The 18,187-nt window shown below is 68.4% G+C and carries 20 protein-coding genes; 17 read left to right on the forward strand and 3 right to left on the reverse strand.

Annotated features, from left to right (window positions below; translation table 11 throughout):
* Positions 1-11: 11 nt before the first annotated feature.
* Together AC6CHX_RS00625 and AC6CHX_RS00630 are read right to left on the reverse strand one after the other, a co-directional pair.
* A complete protein-coding gene (locus AC6CHX_RS00625) occupies positions 12-512 on the reverse strand; it encodes a PKD domain-containing protein (RefSeq protein WP_498271260.1) in 501 nt (166 codons plus the stop codon).
* A gap of 266 nt (positions 513-778) precedes the next feature.
* Complete coding sequence (locus tag AC6CHX_RS00630; RefSeq protein WP_498271261.1) at positions 779-1,318, reverse strand: hypothetical protein; 540 nt, start codon at positions 1,316-1,318, stop codon at positions 779-781.
* A 239-nt stretch (positions 1,319-1,557) separates the two neighbouring features.
* Between AC6CHX_RS00630 and rpsA the strand changes: the two genes are divergently transcribed.
* The 11 genes from rpsA (at position 1,558) to uvrB (ending at position 13,190) form a co-directional block, all read left to right on the forward strand.
* Positions 1,558-3,015, forward strand: a complete 1,458-nt coding sequence (gene rpsA, locus AC6CHX_RS00635; protein WP_105710170.1) for a 30S ribosomal protein S1 — start codon at positions 1,558-1,560, stop codon at positions 3,013-3,015.
* A 142-nt stretch (positions 3,016-3,157) separates the two neighbouring features.
* Positions 3,158-4,009 carry an ABC transporter ATP-binding protein gene (locus tag AC6CHX_RS00640; protein ID WP_498271262.1) on the forward strand — a complete coding sequence of 284 codons (852 nt, stop codon included), beginning with the start codon at positions 3,158-3,160 and terminating at the stop codon, positions 4,007-4,009.
* Complete coding sequence (locus AC6CHX_RS00645) at positions 4,006-5,046, forward strand: aliphatic sulfonate ABC transporter substrate-binding protein (protein ID WP_498271263.1); 1,041 nt, start codon at positions 4,006-4,008, stop codon at positions 5,044-5,046. Before AC6CHX_RS00640 ends, AC6CHX_RS00645 begins: the two co-directional genes overlap by 4 nt.
* Positions 5,043-5,900 (forward strand): ABC transporter permease, encoded by an 858-nt coding sequence (locus tag AC6CHX_RS00650; RefSeq protein WP_498271264.1) that lies wholly within the window; start codon positions 5,043-5,045, stop codon positions 5,898-5,900. Before AC6CHX_RS00645 ends, AC6CHX_RS00650 begins: the two co-directional genes overlap by 4 nt.
* 2 nt (positions 5,901-5,902) lie before the next feature.
* On the forward strand, positions 5,903-7,897 hold the full coding sequence (gene acs, locus AC6CHX_RS00655) for an acetate--CoA ligase (RefSeq protein ID WP_498271265.1): 1,995 nt from the start codon (positions 5,903-5,905) through the stop codon (positions 7,895-7,897).
* Entirely contained in the window at positions 7,894-9,198 is a 1,305-nt protein-coding gene (locus AC6CHX_RS00660; RefSeq protein WP_498271266.1) for an O-acetylhomoserine aminocarboxypropyltransferase/cysteine synthase family protein, read from the forward strand. The genes acs and AC6CHX_RS00660 overlap by 4 nt, the downstream gene beginning before the upstream one ends.
* Entirely contained in the window at positions 9,195-9,779 is a 585-nt protein-coding gene (locus tag AC6CHX_RS00665) for a CoA-binding protein (RefSeq protein WP_498271267.1), read from the forward strand. The genes AC6CHX_RS00660 and AC6CHX_RS00665 overlap by 4 nt, the downstream gene beginning before the upstream one ends.
* A 32-nt stretch (positions 9,780-9,811) precedes the next feature.
* Positions 9,812-10,411, forward strand: coding sequence for a dephospho-CoA kinase (gene coaE, locus AC6CHX_RS00670; protein ID WP_498271268.1), 600 nt, complete (start codon positions 9,812-9,814; stop codon positions 10,409-10,411).
* Between the two features lie 165 nt (positions 10,412-10,576).
* Entirely contained in the window at positions 10,577-10,777 is a 201-nt protein-coding gene (locus tag AC6CHX_RS00675; RefSeq protein ID WP_498271269.1) for a hypothetical protein, read from the forward strand.
* A gap of 9 nt (positions 10,778-10,786) precedes the next feature.
* Positions 10,787-11,080 (forward strand): hypothetical protein, encoded by a 294-nt coding sequence (locus AC6CHX_RS00680; RefSeq protein ID WP_498271270.1) that lies wholly within the window; start codon positions 10,787-10,789, stop codon positions 11,078-11,080.
* Positions 11,081-11,117: 37 nt separating this feature from the next.
* A complete protein-coding gene (gene uvrB / locus AC6CHX_RS00685) occupies positions 11,118-13,190 on the forward strand; it encodes an excinuclease ABC subunit UvrB (protein WP_136042142.1) in 2,073 nt (690 codons plus the stop codon).
* A gap of 67 nt (positions 13,191-13,257) precedes the next feature.
* Here the strand turns inward: uvrB and AC6CHX_RS00690 are convergent, their stop codons facing one another.
* Positions 13,258-13,500, reverse strand: coding sequence for a hypothetical protein (locus AC6CHX_RS00690; RefSeq protein WP_498271271.1), 243 nt, complete (start codon positions 13,498-13,500; stop codon positions 13,258-13,260).
* Between the two features lie 45 nt (positions 13,501-13,545).
* Here AC6CHX_RS00690 and AC6CHX_RS00695 point away from each other — a divergent pair, with 45 nt between their 5' ends.
* From AC6CHX_RS00695 to AC6CHX_RS00720, 6 genes are all read left to right on the forward strand, one after another.
* Positions 13,546-13,989, forward strand: coding sequence for a MarR family winged helix-turn-helix transcriptional regulator (locus AC6CHX_RS00695; protein ID WP_136042140.1), 444 nt, complete (start codon positions 13,546-13,548; stop codon positions 13,987-13,989).
* 69 nt (positions 13,990-14,058) lie between these two features.
* Entirely contained in the window at positions 14,059-14,814 is a 756-nt protein-coding gene (locus tag AC6CHX_RS00700; protein ID WP_498271272.1) for a DUF4129 domain-containing protein, read from the forward strand.
* On the forward strand, positions 14,811-15,335 hold the full coding sequence (locus AC6CHX_RS00705; RefSeq protein ID WP_498271273.1) for a hypothetical protein: 525 nt from the start codon (positions 14,811-14,813) through the stop codon (positions 15,333-15,335). The genes AC6CHX_RS00700 and AC6CHX_RS00705 overlap by 4 nt, the downstream gene beginning before the upstream one ends.
* Complete coding sequence (locus AC6CHX_RS00710) at positions 15,322-16,293, forward strand: AAA family ATPase (protein WP_498271274.1); 972 nt, start codon at positions 15,322-15,324, stop codon at positions 16,291-16,293. Before AC6CHX_RS00705 ends, AC6CHX_RS00710 begins: the two co-directional genes overlap by 14 nt.
* Positions 16,290-17,603, forward strand: coding sequence for a DUF58 domain-containing protein (locus tag AC6CHX_RS00715; protein ID WP_498271275.1), 1,314 nt, complete (start codon positions 16,290-16,292; stop codon positions 17,601-17,603). Before AC6CHX_RS00710 ends, AC6CHX_RS00715 begins: the two co-directional genes overlap by 4 nt.
* Before the next feature lie 44 nt (positions 17,604-17,647).
* Positions 17,648-18,184, forward strand: coding sequence for a hypothetical protein (locus tag AC6CHX_RS00720; RefSeq protein ID WP_498271276.1), 537 nt, complete (start codon positions 17,648-17,650; stop codon positions 18,182-18,184).
* Positions 18,185-18,187: the final 3 nt, after the last annotated feature.

The following is an 18,187-nucleotide window of genomic DNA, read 5'->3' on the forward strand; positions in this document are numbered from 1 at the left end:
TCGGTCCGCGGTCAGCAACCGGGCGCGCCGGGTTGCTCGGCGCAGGTGCGCGCGACGAGAGCGGTCTCCGCCTCGTAGACACGGATCTGCCGCGCGGGGCCGTCGATGGACAGTTCGCCGTCGATCGGGAACCATCCACCGCCGATGTCGACCTCGGCGGTGTAGTGGACGGTGACGTGCGCCGAGTAGGTGCCGCGCTCGCGATACGAATGGCTCGTCGGCGTCGGCGTGAACTGCGCCTGACCGAGCGCAGCCCAGGACCGCCCGCCGGTGTTCGTCGTCGTCGTCGCGCCGTCGCCGTACGTGAAGCTGAAGCGGACCGGGGTGAACCGCACGCTGGTCGGTCTGTCGAACAGCGTCCCCGCGCGGGTGTGCACGGATGCCGCCGCCACGAAGTTCGCGGGCATGCCCGCGATGCCGACATTGCCCGGCTCCCCGACGGTGGTGGCGGGAGCAGGGGCGAACTGTGCCACGTCGGTCATGGTGAGGGGGCGACCTTCGTCGTTCGTCACCCGCTCAGCGGTGATGTTGCAGGACGCCTGGCGGACGGGGTCGGTCGTACAGGGCTCGGGTTTGGCGGTCGTCCGTGTGTCGGGGTGAAAATCGGGCAGCGACGAGGACTCGCGGGGGGAGACCGTCTTGGAGGCGGAGACAACAACGGTGTTGTTAACGTTTGATGCCCAAGCGTCATCGATTCCTGCCTGAGGTGGCGGAGAGTCTGACTGTCCGGACGCCACGACCCCCGTGATCAGAGCAAGAACTAGTAGAGCGCGAACTCTTAGCATTCGATCGCCCGCGTAGAGATGGTGGAAGAGATCGCCAGCCCGGAGCTCGTCGTAGCCTCTGTGAATTGCACCTCGAGCGCTTGTCGAGGGGGACGATCGGCTGGCACGGCCGTAACACCGTTCGCGTCGAGGAGCTCGACGTCTGATACATCCAAACAGAGGCGAGCTGTCACGAGCTCTTCGTCGTAGGAAACGCGAGTGAACGAATCGAAGGTGGTGTCGCCCGTGCGGGAAATGCCACTTGCGTTGAAATTGCTGTAGTTCTCCTTCGCAGCCGAGAGCGCTTCTCCTCGAAGCCACTGATACACAGACTCAAATGAACGCGGATCGTGTAGATCCGTATCGTTGGATGCAGCGGTGTATGCCCGATAGGTCGCCTCGGCGGCGGCGAAGGCCTCTTCTTCCGAGGCGAAGGCGGGCGTCGGCGTGGGAGACGGAGAGGGATCCGGCGTGCAGCCGACGAGCAGGAGGAGAGCGCTCGTGACGGCAGCAGCGCGCGCGAAGGAGCGGAAGGAAGGCATCGGGGAGATCACCCGGTCACGCTAACTCGGGGGACGGGATGCCCGTTCGAGTTATCCACAGCTCCGGCAGGCCCGAATCCGACTTCCTGCCGCATCCGAAGTTCTGATAGCCTTAACCGTCACTCGTGGCGTGCACGCGCATGCCCTCGTGGCGAGAAAACCAAAATCCAACCGCTGAGAAGCATGCAGTCGGCCGTGCGCGGCCGTTGAGTCTCAGCCCGAGTCTCCATTCAACAAGGACAACCCACTACATGACTACCGCAACGACCGCCCCGGCCACCAAGCAGGTCGCCATCAACGACATCGGATCTGCTGAGGACTTCCTGGCCGCGGTCGAGAAGACCCTGAAGTTCTTCAACGACGGCGACATCATCGAAGGCACGATCGTCAAGATCGACCGCGATGAGGTCCTCCTCGATGTCGGCTACAAGACGGAGGGTGTCATCCCCTCGCGTGAGCTCTCGATCAAGCACGACGTCGACCCCAACGAGGTCGTCGCTGTCGGCGACCTGGTCGAGGCCCTCGTTCTCCAGAAGGAGGACAAGGAAGGCCGTCTGATCCTCTCCAAGAAGCGCGCACAGTACGAGCGTGCCTGGGGAGACGTCGAGAAGATCAAGGAGAACGACGGCGTCGTCACCGGTACGGTCATCGAGGTCGTCAAGGGTGGACTCATCGTCGACATCGGCCTCCGTGGCTTCCTGCCGGCGTCGCTCATCGAGCTGCGTCGCGTCCGCGACCTCACGCCGTACCTCGGCCAGGAGATCGAGGCCAAGATCCTCGAGCTCGACAAGAACCGCAACAACGTCGTCCTCAGCCGCCGTGCGCTGCTGGAGCAGACGCAGTCGGAGTCGCGCACCACGTTCCTGAACAACCTGCACAAGGGTCAGGTCCGCAAGGGTGTCGTGTCGTCGATCGTCAACTTCGGTGCGTTCGTCGACCTGGGCGGCGTGGACGGCCTCGTGCACGTCTCCGAGCTGTCCTGGAAGCACATCGAGCACGCCTCCGAGGTCGTCGAGGTTGGCCAGGAGGTCACCGTCGAGATCCTCGAGGTCGATCTGGACCGCGAGCGTGTTTCCCTGTCGCTGAAGGCGACGCAGGAGGACCCGTGGCAGGTCTTCGCCCGTACCCACGCGATCGGTCAGGTCACGCCGGGTAAGGTCACCAAGCTCGTTCCGTTCGGTGCGTTCGTCCGCGTCGCAGACGGCATCGAGGGCCTCGTCCACATCTCCGAGCTCTCCAGCAAGCACGTCGAGCTGGCCGAGCAGGTCGTGTCGGTCGGCGAAGAGGTCTTCGTCAAGGTCATCGACATCGACCTCGAGCGTCGTCGCATCTCGTTGTCGCTGAAGCAGGCCAACGAGTCGGTCGACCCCAACGGCACCGAGTTCGACCCGGCCCTGTACGGCATGCTCGCCGAGTACGACGAGAACGGCGAGTACAAGTACCCGGAGGGCTTCGACGCCGAGACCGGTGCGTGGAAGGAAGGCTTCGACGCCCAGCGCGAGGCATGGGAGCAGGAGTACGCTGCGGCCCAGGCTCGCTGGGAGGCGCACAAGGCTCAGGTCGTCAAGGCGGCCGAGGCCGAGGCAGCAGCCGGCGAAGACTTCGGCGGCGGCCAGTCCTTCACCAGCGAGGTCGCCGGAGCCGGCACCCTCGCGGACGACGAGGCTCTCGCGGCTCTGCGCGAGAAGCTCTCGGGCGGCAACGCTTAAGCAGCACTCTGAAACGGGTCGCCACCTCGCCTTCGGGCGGGCGTGGCGGCCCGTTTCGCGTTTCCTGGATGCTGCTTCCGCTGCGTGACGGAACATTACGACGGCATTCGTAACAATCGAACCGCCCCGCCACCATGGGGATATGACTACTCTGCTGCCTGCGTCGCGCACCGCCGGCGCTTCGTCGTCGGCAGGCACAGCGCAGGCCGTCCGACTCGACGGGGTCGAGCGTTCCTTCGCGTTGCCGCGCGGGCGTCGGGATGTGCTCCGCGGCATCGACCTCGAGATCGCCGCAGGGGAGATCCTCGCGGTCGTCGGCCCCTCGGGGTGCGGGAAGTCCACCCTCCTCCGGCTCGTCGGCGGACTCGATGCTCCGACGCGTGGACGCATCCTTCTCGACGACATCGGCGTCGCCGACGTGGACGAGCGGACCGCCATCGCCTTCCAGGAGCCGCGACTGCTCCCATGGCGCACCATCGCCCAGAACGTCGAGCTGGGGCTGCCGCGAGGCACCGCTCGCCGTGTCGGCCGCGATCGAGTGCGCGAGCTGCTGCACCTCGTGGGACTCGAGCACGCGGCGGACCAGCGCCCGCGCGAGGTCTCCGGCGGTATGGCTCAGCGCGCCTCCCTTGCCAGGGCTCTCGCCCGAAACCCCGGCGTTCTGCTGCTCGACGAACCGTTCGGCGCGCTCGATGCGCTGACGCGCCTGCGCATGCATGACCTCCTGCTGAAGATCCATTCGGCGGAGCCCACCACGATCCTGCTGGTCACCCACGATGTCGAAGAGGCGCTCTACCTCGCCGACCGCGTACTGCTCCTGCAGACCCTGGATGGCACGGGAACCGACGGGGAACCGTCCGTCGCCCGCACCATCTCCGTGCCCGGCCTCCGCCCTCGCGACCGCGCCGATCGCGGTCTCGCCGACCTGCGCGCCGACCTTCTCGAAGGCCTCGGCGTCGACACCCACCACCGCATCACCGAGGAGTCCCGATGAGCATCACCACCCGCCGAATCATCCCCGCGATCGCGATCGCCGGGACGATGATGCTCGTCGCGACAGGCTGTGTGGCGGGGGAGAACGCCGGGGCAGCCGGCACGAAGCCCACCTCCGGTGCGACCGATTGGTCATCCGACACCCTGTCGATCGACTTCGCGACCTACAACCCGCTGAGCCTCGTCATCAAGGACCAGCGCATCCTCGAGGACATCCTCGGCGATGACGTCGAGGTCGAGTGGGTGCAGTCCGCCGGCTCGAACAAGGCCAACGAACTGCTGCGCTCCGGCTCCGTCGACGTCGGCTCGACCGCAGGATCGGCAGCGCTGCTCGCCCGCGCGAACGGCTCGCCCATCCAGGTGATCGACATCTTCTCGCAGCCCGAGTGGGCAGCCATCGTCGTCGGCCCGGACAGCGACATCACGTCGGTCGAGGATCTCAAGGGTGCATCGATCGCGGCCACCAAGGGCACCGACCCGTACTTCTTCCTGCTGCAGGCGCTGGAAGAGGGCGGCCTGTCGCTCTCCGACGTGGAGGTGCAGAACCTGCAGCACGCCGACGGCCGGGCTGCGCTCGACGGTGGCTCGGTGGATGCCTGGTCGGGGCTCGACCCCATCATGGCCGCGGCCGAGGTGGAATCGGGCGACAAGCTCATCTACCGCAACGTCGACTTCAACACCTACGGCTTCCTGAACGCGACCGAGGACTTCATCACCAACCACCCCGACCTGGCGCAGGCCGTCGTCGACGCGTACGAGCAGGCCCGCGAGTGGGCGCTCGAGAACCCCGAGGAGACCGCCGCGCTGCTCGCCGAAGTCGCCGGCATCGACGCCGGCGTCGCCACCACCGTGATCGAGGAGCGCTCGAACCTCGACGTGAGCGGCATCCCTGGTGACGACCAGATCGCGGTGCTCGAGAAGATCGCACCCGTGCTCGTCGAATCCGGTGACGTGCAGGGCGGCAAGGACTCCGTCGACAAGGCGCTGTCGTCGATCGTGAACGACACGTTCGCGAAGAAGGCGGTCGACGGCGAGTGACGATTCCCGACCGACTGATCGTTCCCGAGGAGTCCCGGGACGCGCTCGATTTCGCGAAGGGCCGCTACCGGCATCCCGATGTCGGGGCTCGGCGCTCGTGGGACCGGCCGGGCGTGCGGATCATCGCCGGGCTCCTGCTGCCCGTGATCATCCTGGTGGCCTGGCAGATCGTGACGACCAGCGGGATGGTGCCGCCGTACCGCCTGCCCACACCGGCATCGGTGTTCCAGGCGGGCGTGGAGCTGGCCGAGACCGGACAGCTCTGGACGCATATCGCGATCTCCGTGCAGCGTGTGCTGCTCGGCTTCGCGATCGGATCCGTCATCGGGCTCGCGGTCGCCGGCGTCGTCGGACTCTCTCGGCTGGGGGATGTGCTCCTCAGCCCGACGCTCGCCGCGCTTCGCGCAGTGCCGTCGCTCGCCTGGGTGCCGCTCCTCATCCTCTGGATGCAGATCGGTGAGGAATCGAAGGTCACTCTGATCGCGATCGGCGCCTTCTTCCCCGTCTACACGACGGTCGCTTCCGCACTCCGGCATGTCGACCCGCAGCTCGTCGAGGCAGGCCGATCGTTCAGCCTGCGGGGCTGGTCGCTGTTCCGCATTGTGCAGCTGCCGGCGGTCGTACCCTCCGTCGTCTCGGGCCTGCGTCTCGCCCTCGCGCAGGCGTGGCTGTTCCTCGTTGCCGCCGAGCTCATCGCGTCGTCCATGGGCCTCGGATTCCTGCTGACCGACTCGCAGAACAGTGGCCGCGTCGACCGCATCCTGCTCTCCATCGTGCTGCTCGCCGTTCTGGGAACGCTCACCAACGCGGTCCTCGTGCTGGTTGAGAAGTACCTGCTGCGCCGGTGGGTGTGACCGTGACCGAGGCACGATTGCAGGAGTCGCGTGTCTACGCGGCTGGCAGATTCACGGATGCGAACGTGACCGCGGAGGCCTATGCGCGGGCGGCAGCCGACCCCGTCGCGTTCTGGGAAGAGGCCGCGCGTCGACTGGACTGGTCCGAGCCGTGGCACACCGCCCACGAGTGGGATCCGCCGATCGGCGATGCCGTTCCTGCCGCCCGTTGGTTCCTCGGCGGCAGGCTCAACGTGGCCGTCAACTGCGTGGATCGTCATGTGCTCGCCGGCCGCGGCGACAAGGTCGCTCTGCACTTCGAGGGTGAGCCGGGCGACCGCCGCTCGGTCACCTACGCCGAGCTGCAGCACCGCGTGTCGCAGGCCGCCAACGCGCTCGTCGCCCTCGGCATCCGTCCCGGCGACCGCGTCGTCATCTACCTCCCTGTGCTGGTCGAGACGATCGTGATCACTCTCGCCTGTGCGCGCGTCGGCGCGGTGCACTCGCTCGTGTTCGGCGGCTTCTCCGCCGAGGCCGTGCGGTTCCGTCTCGCCGACACCGGCGCGAAGCTGCTCGTCACCAGCGACGGTCAGTATCGCCGCGGAACCGCCACCGAGGTGAAGTCGACGGCCGATGCGGCCGCGGCGGATCTCCCCGACCTCGAGCACGTACTCGTGCTGCGCCGCACCGGACAGGACGTCCCGTGGACGGACGGTCGCGACGTCTGGTGGCATGACGTCGTCGACACGGCGTCGCCCGTGCACGAGGCGGAGTCCTTCGACGCCGAGCATCCGCTCTTCATCATCTACACGTCCGGCACCACAGGGAAGCCGAAGGGGCTGGTGCACACGTCCGGCGGGTATCTGACGCAGGCGAGCTGGGCGCACTGGGCCCACTTCGACGCGAAGCCCGACGACGTGCACTGGTGCACCGCAGACCTCGCGTGGGTCACGGCGCACACCTACGAGATCTACGGTCCGCTCTCGAACGGGCTCACGCAGGTCATCTACGAAGGCACGCCCGACGCCCCGCATCGGGAGCGCCACCTCGAGATCATCGAACGCTACGGGGTGACCGTCTACTACACGGCGCCCACGCTGATCCGCACGTTCATGACCTGGTTCGGGGCGGACCTGCCCGCGGGGCACGACCTCTCCACGCTGCGGCTGCTCGGCACCGTCGGCGAGGCGATCAACCCCGAGGCCTGGGTGTGGTTCCGGCGCAACTTCGGCCGCGACGAGCTGCCCGTCATCGACACCTGGTGGCAGTCGGAGACCGGAGCGGCCATGATCGCCCCGCTTCCGGGCGTCACCGCTCTCAAGCCCGGATCGGCCTCTGTCCCGCTCCCGGGTATCGATGTTGCCGTGGTGGACGAGCGGGGCGACGAGGTCGCGCCCGGCCGGTCGGGGACTCTCGTTGTGCGCAGACCCTGGCCCGGAATGGCCAGGACCGTCTGGGGTGACCCCGCACGCTATCGCGACGCCTACTGGTCGACGTTCGCGGGTCGGGGTGCGCACGGCGGCTTCTACGTGGCCGGCGACGGAGCGACCAGGGATGCCGACGGGTACATCTGGATCCTCGGCCGACTCGACGACGTCGTGAACGTCTCGGGACACCGACTCTCCACCATCGAGATCGAATCTGCACTGGTCGCACACGACACCGTGGGGGAGGCGGGGTCTGCCGGCGTGTCCGATCCGGTCACCGGACAGGCCGTCGTGGCCTTCGTGACCCCGTCCGGCCGAGCCGAGATCACGCCCGCCGACCTGCGCGCGCAGGTCGCCCAGGCCATCGGTCCCGTCGCCAAGCCGAAGCACATCGTGATCGTGCCCGATCTGCCGAAGACCCGCTCCGGCAAGATCATGCGCAGACTCCTGGCACAGTTGTGGGAGGCCGAGCAGGATCGCAGAGCCGGCCGCGACGCCGAGCCCCTCGGCGACACCACGTCGCTGCAGAACCCCTGGGCCGTCGCCGACATCGCCGACGTGCTCACCGCCGCCGAACTGAGGACAGCATGACGGAAGAACACCGCTTCGGATTCCGCACCAGAGCCCTGCACGCCGGAGGCACGCCCGACGCGGCGACCGGTGCACGGGCGGTGCCGATCTACCAGACGACGTCGTTCGTGTTCGAGGACGCGGCGGATGCCGGCAACCTGTTCGCCCTGCAGAAGTACGGCAACATCTATTCACGGATCGGCAACCCCACGGTCGCCGCGCTGGAGGAGCGTCTGGCTTCGCTCGAAGGCGGCATCGGCGCTGTTGCGACCGCCTCGGGGATGAGTGCGGAGTTCATCACGTTCGCGGCTCTCGTCGGTGCGGGTGACCACGTCGTCGCAGCGGCACAGCTCTACGGCGGGACGGTGACGCAACTCGATGTGACGCTGCGGCGGTTCGGCGTCGAGACGACCTTCGTCGCCTCGACCGACCCGGCGGACTACGCGGCGGCCATCCGTCCGGAGACCAAGGTCGTCTACGTCGAGCTGATCGGCAACCCTTCGGGGGAGATCGCCGACATCGAGGGGCTGGCCGCCGTCGCCCACGAGGCCGGGGTTCCCCTCGTCGTCGATGCGACGCTCGCCACTCCGTATCTCGCGCGGCCGCTCGAACACGGTGCCGACATCGTGATCCACTCCGTGACGAAGTTCCTGGGCGGACACGGGACGACCCTCGGCGGCGTCGTCATCGAGAAGGGCACGTTCGACTGGGGCAACGGCAAGTTCCCGCAGATGACCGAACCCGTCGACTCCTACGGCGGCATCAAATGGTGGGACAACTTCGGCGAGTACGGGTTCCTCACCAAGCTGCGCTCGGAGCAGCTGCGCGACATCGGTCCGGCCCTGAGTCCGCAGTCGGCCTTCAACCTTCTCCAGGGAATCGAGACGCTGCCGCAGCGCATCGACGCGCACCTCGCGAACGCGCGCATCGTCGCCGACTGGCTCGCCTCCGACCCGCGGGTCGCCTACGTGACGTGGGCGGGTCTCGAAGGGCATCCGCATCATGAGCGCGCGGCCAAGTACCTCCCGCTCGGCCCCGGCTCGGTCTTCGCGTTCGGCGTCGCGGCGGACGACGGTCGGGCCGCGGGGGAGGCGCTGATCGAGAACCTGCAGCTCGCCTCCCACCTCGCGAACATCGGCGATGCGCGCACGCTCGTGATCCACCCGGCCTCGACGACGCACCGCCAACTCACCGAGGCGCAGCTCGTCGCCGCCGGTGTGCGCCCGGACCTGATCCGCATCTCGGTTGGTCTCGAAGACGCCGAGGACATCATCTGGGACCTCGACCAGGCCCTCACGGCGGCGACGGGAGCGAACCGATGAGCGAGACGCAGACGACCTCCGCGGATTCCTGCGCCGTTCCGGCGGTGGCGGATGCCGTCGCGTGCGCACTGCCTGGCGTGCCCGCGGCTCACCCCGAGCGGACCTGGGCGGGGCCGAGCCAGCAGGAGCGCTTCGGGCTGCTCCGGAAGGCCACGTCGATCGCGATCGTGGGAGCGTCGAACAAGCCGGCACGGGCGTCGTACTTCGTGGCGACCTATCTGCTTTCCAGCACGTCGTACGACGTCTACCTCGTCAACCCGCGCGAGACCGAGATCCTCGGGCAGCCGGTCTATGCGTCGCTGAGTGACCTCCCTGTGGTCCCCGACATCGTGGACGTGTTCCGCCGGCACGACGACCTGCCCGGCGTCGCGCAGGAGGCGATCGACGCGGGCGCGCAGACACTGTGGCTGCAGCTGGGCTCGTGGAACGAGGATGCGGCGGCGATCGCCGAGGCGGCCGGACTGTCGGTCGTGATGGATCGCTGCATCAAGATCGAGCACGCGCGGTTCCACGGCGGTCTGCACCTCGCGGGGTTCGACACCGGCGTGATCAGTTCGCGGCGCCAGCTGCTCGCCCGCTGACCGCTGGCCGCATCGAAACATAGACTGGCGAGATGTCACTCATCGCGCTCACCGGCGGCATCGCGTCGGGGAAATCGACCATCGCCCGGCGACTGGCCGAGCACGGAGCGGTGATCGTCGACGCCGATCAGATCGTCCGCGACGTGCAGGCACCGGGCTCGCCGGTGCTGGAGCGGATAGCGGAGACGTTCGGGGCGTCGGTGATCGACGGTGAGGGGGCGCTCGATCGAGCGGCCCTGGGCGCGAAGGTCTTCGGAGCCCCCGAACTCCTCCGGCAGTTGAACGCGATCGTGCACCCGGCCGTGCGAGAGGAGTCGCAGCGCCGATTCGACGCGGCGTTCGCAGCGGATGAAGATGCCGTGGTCGTGTACGACGTCCCCCTGCTCGTCGAGGCGCGGGTCGATGATCCGTGGGACCTGATCGTCGTCGCGCACGCTCCCGCGTCGGAACGGCTCCGACGACTGATCGAGCTGCGCGGCATGGAAGAGCAAGCTGCGCGGGAGCGGATCGATGCGCAGGTCTCCGACGAGAGGCGACTCGCCATCGCGGACGTCGTGATCGACACGGCAGGCACCCTGGGGCACACGCACGAGCAGGTCGACGCGCTCTGGGACCGGATCCGGCGCGGCTGACCGCCTCCGGGCGCGCTTCGCGATCCGGGTGGAGCGGTGGCCGGCTTCCCGCTCAGGGGGCTGGGCGTCGCTGATATTCTGGTTGTGGGCGTGGGGACGCACCAGGGGATGGTCTGCTGGGGATAGCTTTTCCGCGCGCTCTGGGGAGTGGAGCGTCGGACCCTCGTGGCGGGCGCAGCCTGGTCGGTGCCGGTCATCGCCGCAGCGGTGGCATTGCCGCTGGCGGCAGCGAGCGGGAGCAACACCAGCAACGATCTGGCGAACTACTACTGGGACGCCGAAGCCCAGGGCGGCTACACGTCGCTCGTGCCGGCAGCCGGCGAGCTCAGGGCGACCTTCAGCACGCAGATCAGCTATCGGTCCTAGCCCGACTGGGTGAATCCTCCGGCCGGCGCGTCGCTCGTGGTCGTCGTCGAGTTCAGCTCACCCGTGACGCTCGACTCCGGTCCGTCCGTCGGGTCATGGACTCCGGTGCCTGCTGGCGGTTCCTCCGCACGGACGTTCACCTTCACGAAGACGCCGGCGAGCTTCGGCGATTCGCTGACGTTCAACGTGATCGGCTCCGCCGCCGGGACGCTCACCTCGACGGCCACGATGGGACTCTTGGGCGGCGGCACGACCACCTGGTCGTCGGAGCCGTCGGCGAAGACGGCCACCATCGTCGCCTGACGGCCTCGATGTCGGAGGGGCGGCATACGCTGGAAGTATGCAACCCACGCGCAGTGTCCGCCCCTTCGAGGTCATCAGCGAGTACGAGCCTGCCGGCGACCAGCCGCAGGCGATCGCCGACCTGGCGGCGCGCATCAACGCGGGCGAGACCGACGTCGTGCTGCTCGGCGCGACGGGTACCGGTAAGTCGGCGACGACGGCCTGGCTCGTCGAGCAGGTGCAGCGGCCGACCCTCGTGCTGGCGCACAACAAGACGCTCGCAGCCCAACTGGCCAACGAGTTCCGCGAGCTCATGCCGAACAACGCCGTCGAGTACTTCGTCTCGTATTACGACTACTACCAGCCCGAGGCCTACGTCCCGCAGACCGACACCTTCATCGAGAAGGACTCGTCGATCAACTCCGAGGTCGAGCGGCTGCGGCATTCGACGACCAACTCGCTGCTCAGTCGTCGCGACGTGATCGTGGTCTCGACGGTGTCGTGCATCTACGGACTCGGTGCCCCCGAAGAGTACCTGCGCGCCATGGTGGCTCTGCAGGTGGGCGAGCGGTACGACCGCGACGCGCTGATCCGCCAGTTCATCGCGATGCAGTACAACCGCAACGACGTCGACTTCTCGCGCGGCAACTTCCGGGTGCGCGGCGACACGATCGAGATCATCCCCGTCTACGAAGAGCACGCCATCCGCATCGAGCTGTTCGGCGACGAGATCGAGGCGCTCTACTCACTCCACCCGCTCACGGGCGAGGTCATCGAGAAGCTCGACGCCGTCCCCATCTTCCCGGCGTCCCACTACGTGGCCGGCACCGACGTGATCCAGCGATCCATCGGCACGATCGAGCACGAGCTGGAAGAGCGTCTGGCCGAGTTCGAGCGGCAGGGCAAGCTCCTCGAGGCGCAGCGTCTGCGCATGCGCACCACCTTCGACCTCGAGATGCTGCAGCAGCTGGGCTTCTGCTCGGGAATCGAGAACTACTCGCGTCACATGGACGGGCGCATGCCGGGGGAGCCGCCGCACACGCTCCTCGACTTCTTCCCCGACGACTTCCTCCTGGTGATCGACGAGTCGCACGTCACGGTGCCGCAGATCGGCGCGATGTACGAGGGAGACGCCTCCCGCAAGCGCACCCTCGTCGACCACGGCTTCCGGCTTCCGAGCGCGATGGACAACCGTCCGCTCCGATGGGACGAGTTCAAGAACAGGATCGGGCAGACCGTCTACCTGTCGGCCACGCCCGGCAAGTACGAGATGGGCATCGCCGACGGAATCGTCGAGCAGATCATCCGCCCGACCGGCCTCGTCGACCCGCACATCGTGGTCAAACCGTCGAAGGGTCAGATCGACGATCTGCTCGAGGAGATCCGCGTGCGCGTCGAGCGTGACGAGCGCGTTCTCGTCACGACCCTCACGAAAAAGATGGCAGAGGAGCTGACCGACTTCCTCGGCGAGCACGGCGTGCGAGTGCGGTACCTGCATTCCGACGTCGACACGCTCCGTCGTGTCGAACTCCTCAGCGAGCTGCGTGCCGGCGTGTACGACGTGCTGGTCGGCATCAACCTGCTGCGTGAAGGCCTCGATCTTCCGGAGGTCTCCCTCGTGGCGATCCTGGACGCCGACAAAGAGGGCTTCCTGCGATCGGGGACGTCGCTCATCCAGACCATCGGTCGTGCCGCTCGAAACGTCTCGGGCGAGGTGCACATGTACGCCGACAAGATGACGGACTCGATGGCGAAGGCGATCGAGGAGACCGACCGTCGTCGCGAGAAGCAGGTCGCGTACAACAAGGAGCACGGAATCGACCCGCAGCCTCTCCGCAAGCGCATCGCCGACATCACCGAAGTGCTCGCCCGCGAAGGTGCAGACACGGCGGAGATGATGTCGGGGCGCGGCCGCGCGTCGGGGAAGGGCAAGTCCCCGACGCCCAACCTGCGCCGCACCGGCATCGCGGCCGAGGGCGCGCAGCAGCTCGAAGCAACGATCCAGGATCTGTCCGACCAGATGCTCGCGGCAGCGGCAGAGCTCAAGTTCGAGCTGGCCGGACGTCTGCGCGACGAGGTGCAGGACTTGAAGAAGGAGCTCCGGGCGATGGAACGCGCGGGGCACGCATAGGCGAGGTCGCGGGGCGTCGCGCGGGTGGCCGCCGATTCGACACCCGGCGCGCTCGGCTCAGACTGGCCTAGGGGCAGTGCATCAGAGGCTTCGGTCCCGATCGGTCGATCTCGTGCTGGGTCATCGGAGCACCGCACAGCGGACAAGCGCGTTCGGCGCGCTCTGCCGGGCTCGGCGGAGGGGTCTTCTCGTACGGGCCGACGGAGGCGGGGCCGGCGAACCGGATGAGGTTCGTGTTCACCCAGGAGTAGAGGCCACCGGCCTCGCGGATGCGGGTGCGAAGGGGCGGGCGGGCGGGGTCCTGTGCCATGTTGCTTAGTGTACTAACGATTAGTGCAGATGTATAGTTTTCCGTGTGACGGCTACAGACGACCTGCTCAAGCTGGAGAACCAGCTGTGCTTCGCCCTGGTGACCGCGGCACGAAACGTCGTCGCCCTCTACCGCCCCATCCTCGAGCCCCTGGGCCTCACGCACCCGCAGTACCTCGTGATGCTCGCACTGTGGGAGAAGGCGCCGCGGACGCTGAACGATCTCGCCCTGGATCTCGCCATGGAACCTGCGACCGCGTCGCCCCTGGTGAAGCGGCTCGAAGCAGAAGGACTCGTCGCCCGGCAGCGGAGCAGTGAGGACGAGCGGCGACTGGAGATCACGCTGACAGCGGCAGGCGCGGCGCTGCGCGAGCGTGCCGTCGACGTTCCCCATCAGGTCATGGCGGCGGTCGGCATGGGCATCGACGAGATCGCTGCGCTCCGCGACGGCCTCGGTCCGTTCGCCGGGCGGCGCCCGGACCTCGGCTGAGCCCGAAGATCCCGGCCGCTGAGCGCGCCAGGGAGCGACTCCCCGGGATCCGCGTCCTATGGTGGAGTCATGTCGCGCCACGAAGCCCCGGTTTCCGGGGACCGGCGCGTCGGCGACTCTCGCGTGGCCCGGGTTCTGCTGCCTCTGGTGACGGTCGCGGGTCTCTTCGTCGTCCTGATGTTCATCGCTGCGCAGCAGGGCCTTCCGCAGTTCCGCCCGCTGCCGGGCAGCGAGGCGGAGCCGGTGGACGGGGTGACCAGCGAACCCGCACCCGTTGCGACGCCGCCCGTGCCCACGCAGGAGCCCGAGGATTCTCCGCTGCGTGACGTCATCGGCGCGATCATGGCGACCCTCGTCGCGATCGCGGTCCTGACGCTGCTGTTCTTCGGCGCGAGGATGCTGATCCGCCACCTGCGCGGTCTCTGGCGGGATCGACCGTTCGCACAGCGCGAGGGCACCGATATCGACGCATCGGCCATGGGCGCCACCGAGGTGGAGGCCGAGCCCGACACGGCGACCATCCGACGAGGGATCGATCAAGCGCTGCGGGCGATCGACCTCGACCCGGAACCGGGAGACAGCATCGTCGCGGCCTGGGTCGGCCTGGAGGAATCGGCGGCGGATGCCGGTACCGGCCGCGCGCCCAACGAGACGCCGTCCGAGTTCACCGTCCGGATCATCGGAAGGCGAGAGGACATCTCCGCCGACGTCATCATGCTGCTCGGACTGTACGAGCAGGTCCGTTTCGGCGGTCTCGTCGCAGGCGAACACGACCGTGCCACGGCAGCATCCTGTCTGCGCGGCATCCAGGCAGGGTGGCGATGACGGGGCGGCTCATCCTCGTCGGGGTCGGGGCAGTGGTCGCGGGCGTGGTCCTCGTGCTGCTCGTCGTGCTCGGCGCGCCGGTGATGTTCGCCGTCTCCTGGCTGCTGCTCGTGCTGACGATCGCGCTCGTCGGTCGCCAGGTCTTCTTCGACGAGGGTTCCGGCTGGCCTCCGGAGCGACGACGACGCGCCGAGCGCGGCTCCGAGGTGTCGCGTCTCGCCTGGTCGATCAACTCGCGCACGGGCCTCGCCGGGCATGTGGTCGTTCGTCGAGTGCAGAACGTGCTGCGGCGCCGGCTGGCACTCCGGGGTCTCGACCTCGACGATCCCTCCCACTACGCGATGATCGACGCACTTCTCGGGCGGGGCGTGCGTGACGCGCTGCACAAGCGCGAGGTTCACGCCGCCGATCTCGAACAGGTCCTCGATGCGGTCGAGCGCATCGCGGACGACTCCGCCGCGAACACAGAGCCGAAGACCGCCGCGAGGCCGGAACAGAGGAGAACCGATGAACACGGATGAGATCACACGGATCGCCGCTCTCGGCCGCCGCGTGCGGGAGAGCGTCGGCACCGCCGTCGTCGGAATGGACGAGCCCCTGACGATCGCCCTGGCCGCGATCTTCGCCGGAGGCCACGTGCTGTTCGAAGATGTCCCGGGGCTCGGCAAGACACTCGCCGCGCGGAGCCTGGCCTCCGCGCTGGGCCTGGACTTCCGCCGATTGCAGTGCACGCCGGACATGCTTCCCGGAGATGTCACCGGGTCGTACGTCTATGCTCCGGCGACGGGCGAGTTCCAGTTCCGGCCCGGGCCCATCTTCACCGGGCTGCTGCTGGCGGACGAGATCAACCGCACCACCCCCAAGACGCAGTCGGCGATGCTCGAGGCGATGGCCGAGCATCAGGTCACCGTCGAGGGGAACAAATTCCCGCTGCCCCGGCCGTTCCACGTCATCGCCACGTCGAATCCGATCGAGTACGAGGGAACCTACGCGCTTCCCGAGGCTCAGCTCGACCGCTTCATGGTGCGGCTCTCGATCGGCTACCCCGCGGGTGCCGACGAAACCCGCATCATCCTGGACCGTGTGCGACGGCAGTCGCCGGACGTTTCCGTCGAGCCTGTCGTCGATGCCGAAGGCCTGCTGGCGATCCAACGAGCGGTGGAGCGGATCCATGTTGACGAGGACGTCGCCGGCTACTGCGTCGAGCTGGTCCGCGGCACGCGCGAGGCGACGAATGTGTCGGTCGGCGCCTCTCCGCGCGGTTCGCAGTCGCTGGTGCTGCTCGGACGCGCTCTCGCGGCGCTGGAGGGGCGGGCGTATGTGCGACCGGATGACATCAAACGCATCGCGGAGCCCGTGCTGGCGCATCGCCTGACCCTCACTCCGCAGGCCTGGGCACAGGGCGTGGATCCCCGATCGGTGGTCGCGTCGGTCGTCGCCAAGACCTCGGTGCCGCCGACAGTCTCCGCGGTGCGATGACCGATCCGATCCGCGTCACCGAGCGCGCGACGCTCCCGTGGCGGCGCACACCCGTCGTCGCGATCGGCCTGGCCGGAGCCGCGCTGCTCGTCGCCGTCGGTCTCGCGTTCTCTCGGCCGGATGTGGTCGGCATCGGACTTCCACTCGCGCTGACGACGGCGTGGATGCTGATACGCCGGCCCGCCACGGCCGAGCTGCGGGTGGAAGTGCGTGCGCAGCGCGGTGAGGACGGGGAGCGATCGGAGGCTCGCGCCGAGGTCGAGGTCCAGGTCGACGCTGACTGGGTACAGCTCGCGGTCGAACAGGACAGTGGACCGCAGCGACTCGCCGACGTCGTGGCGGGTCCCTCGGTGCTCACCGCGAGGACGCGCCTGCAGCACTCGGGTCCGCTGGACCTGCTGAGCATGACCGCTCGGTGCGTGGCGCAGGACGGCGCATGGATCACCGATGAGGCTCCGCGCGTGGGGATCCGGTGGAAGACGCCGCCCCGGGTTCGTCGTCTCGGTCGGTTGCCGGTCGCACCGCGGCTCTCAGGTCTTCACGGCGCACACGAGGGGGCGCGCCCGGGACAGGGCGGCGACTTCCGCGACATCCATCCGTTCGCGCCTGGCGACGAACTGCGCCGCGTCGACTGGCGTGCCACCGCCCGGGCCGCCCGGCGGCCCGGTGAGCTCCTCGTGCGCCGCAACAACACTCTGAGCGACTCGTCGGTCGTCATCGCCATCGACACCGCAGAGGATCTCGGTGCGGTCGTGGCGGCCTGGGGTGCCGACGACCCCGACCGGTCCGGTGCGACCTCGTTGGATCTCGCCCGCGAGGCGGCGCTGTCGATCGCCGCCTCGGCCCTCGGTGAGGGGGACAGGGTCGCCTACCACGCGCTGTCGAGCGGGGGCCGGAGCATTCCTTCCGGGGGAGGAGCACGACACCTCGCCCGGCTGCGCGATGTCATCGCCGCGACCGGGCCGAGCACCGACGGCTCGGCATATCGCCGTTCGCCCGTCGTCCCCTCGGGGTCCATCGTGTTCGTGCTCTCGACCTTCTTCGACGGGGTGGCCGCTCAGCTGGCCACGCGATGGCGCTCCGCCGGCCACGCGGTCGTCGCGGTGGACGTGCTTCCGACGCCGGACGAGTCGCGGCTCACTCGGGAGCAGCGCATCGCGTTGCGCACCGTCCTCGCGGAACGGACCGACATCCTGACCGAGCTGCGCCATACGGGCATCGAGGTGGTGCCGTGGGCGGCGCCCGATGTCGACGCCGAGATGCGACTGGCGGCGCTTCGCCAGCAGCGGATGAGGGCTGTGCGCCGATGAGTGCCGCGGTCCGCCGAATCCGGGTACCGGGTGCCGTACCGGGGGTGACGATCCGGCTGCTCGTCGTCGGCGTCCTTTGGGTCGGCGCGGTGACGCTGATCCCGTTCCCCCTCTGGCAGGGGATCGCGGTGGTCGCGGCCGTGGTCTCCGCCGTGATCCCTCGCACGCTCGCGGCGTGGGCCGCTGCGGCCTGCCTCCCGTTCGGGGTGATCCTCACGGAGCCGTCTCCGGGCCAAACGGCTCTCGCGCTCCTGCTCGTGCACGCCGTCCACGTCCTCGCCTCGCTCAGCCTGGTCGTGCCGATGAGATCGCGCCTCGCGCTGCGGGTGCTCCGACCGACCCTTCAGCGCTTCGTCGTCGTGCAGCTCCTGTCACAGCCATTGGTGTTCGCGATGTGGCTGCTCGCTCCGCGCGGTGTCGACGACGGAACAGCGTGGTTCGCTCCGATCGCCGCTGCCATCCTCGTTGCAGGAGTACTGCTCGCGCTGTGGGCTGCGAGACGGACGGATGCCGAGCCGACGCGAACGGACCCAGAGGGAGCAGAACCGGGAGTCGGAGCCGATGTCCGTGGTCCCTCGTAGACT

This window comes from Microbacterium sp. GQ128 (genome assembly GCF_059758615.1).

Bases quoted from the DNA above. Each gene is read 5' to 3' on its own strand.
- AC6CHX_RS00660 (WP_498271266.1), top strand. From the start codon at position 7,894: ATGACGGAAGAACACCGCTTCGGATTCCGCACCAGAGCCCTGCACGCC.
- AC6CHX_RS00640 (WP_498271262.1), top strand. From the start codon at position 3,158: ATGACTACTCTGCTGCCTGCGTCGCGCACCGCCGGCGCTTCGTCGTCG.
- rpsA (WP_105710170.1), top strand. From the start codon at position 1,558: ATGACTACCGCAACGACCGCCCCGGCCACCAAGCAGGTCGCCATCAAC.
- AC6CHX_RS00715 (WP_498271275.1), top strand. From the start codon at position 16,290: ATGACCGATCCGATCCGCGTCACCGAGCGCGCGACGCTCCCGTGGCGG.
- AC6CHX_RS00645 (WP_498271263.1), top strand. From the start codon at position 4,006: ATGAGCATCACCACCCGCCGAATCATCCCCGCGATCGCGATCGCCGGG.
- AC6CHX_RS00700 (WP_498271272.1), top strand. From the start codon at position 14,059: ATGTCGCGCCACGAAGCCCCGGTTTCCGGGGACCGGCGCGTCGGCGAC.
- AC6CHX_RS00710 (WP_498271274.1), top strand. From the start codon at position 15,322: ATGAACACGGATGAGATCACACGGATCGCCGCTCTCGGCCGCCGCGTG.
- AC6CHX_RS00690 (WP_498271271.1), bottom strand. From the start codon at position 13,500: ATGGCACAGGACCCCGCCCGCCCGCCCCTTCGCACCCGCATCCGCGAG.
- AC6CHX_RS00665 (WP_498271267.1), top strand. From the start codon at position 9,195: ATGAGCGAGACGCAGACGACCTCCGCGGATTCCTGCGCCGTTCCGGCG.
- coaE (WP_498271268.1), top strand. From the start codon at position 9,812: ATGTCACTCATCGCGCTCACCGGCGGCATCGCGTCGGGGAAATCGACC.
- AC6CHX_RS00705 (WP_498271273.1), top strand. From the start codon at position 14,811: ATGACGGGGCGGCTCATCCTCGTCGGGGTCGGGGCAGTGGTCGCGGGC.
- uvrB (WP_136042142.1), top strand. From the start codon at position 11,118: ATGCAACCCACGCGCAGTGTCCGCCCCTTCGAGGTCATCAGCGAGTAC.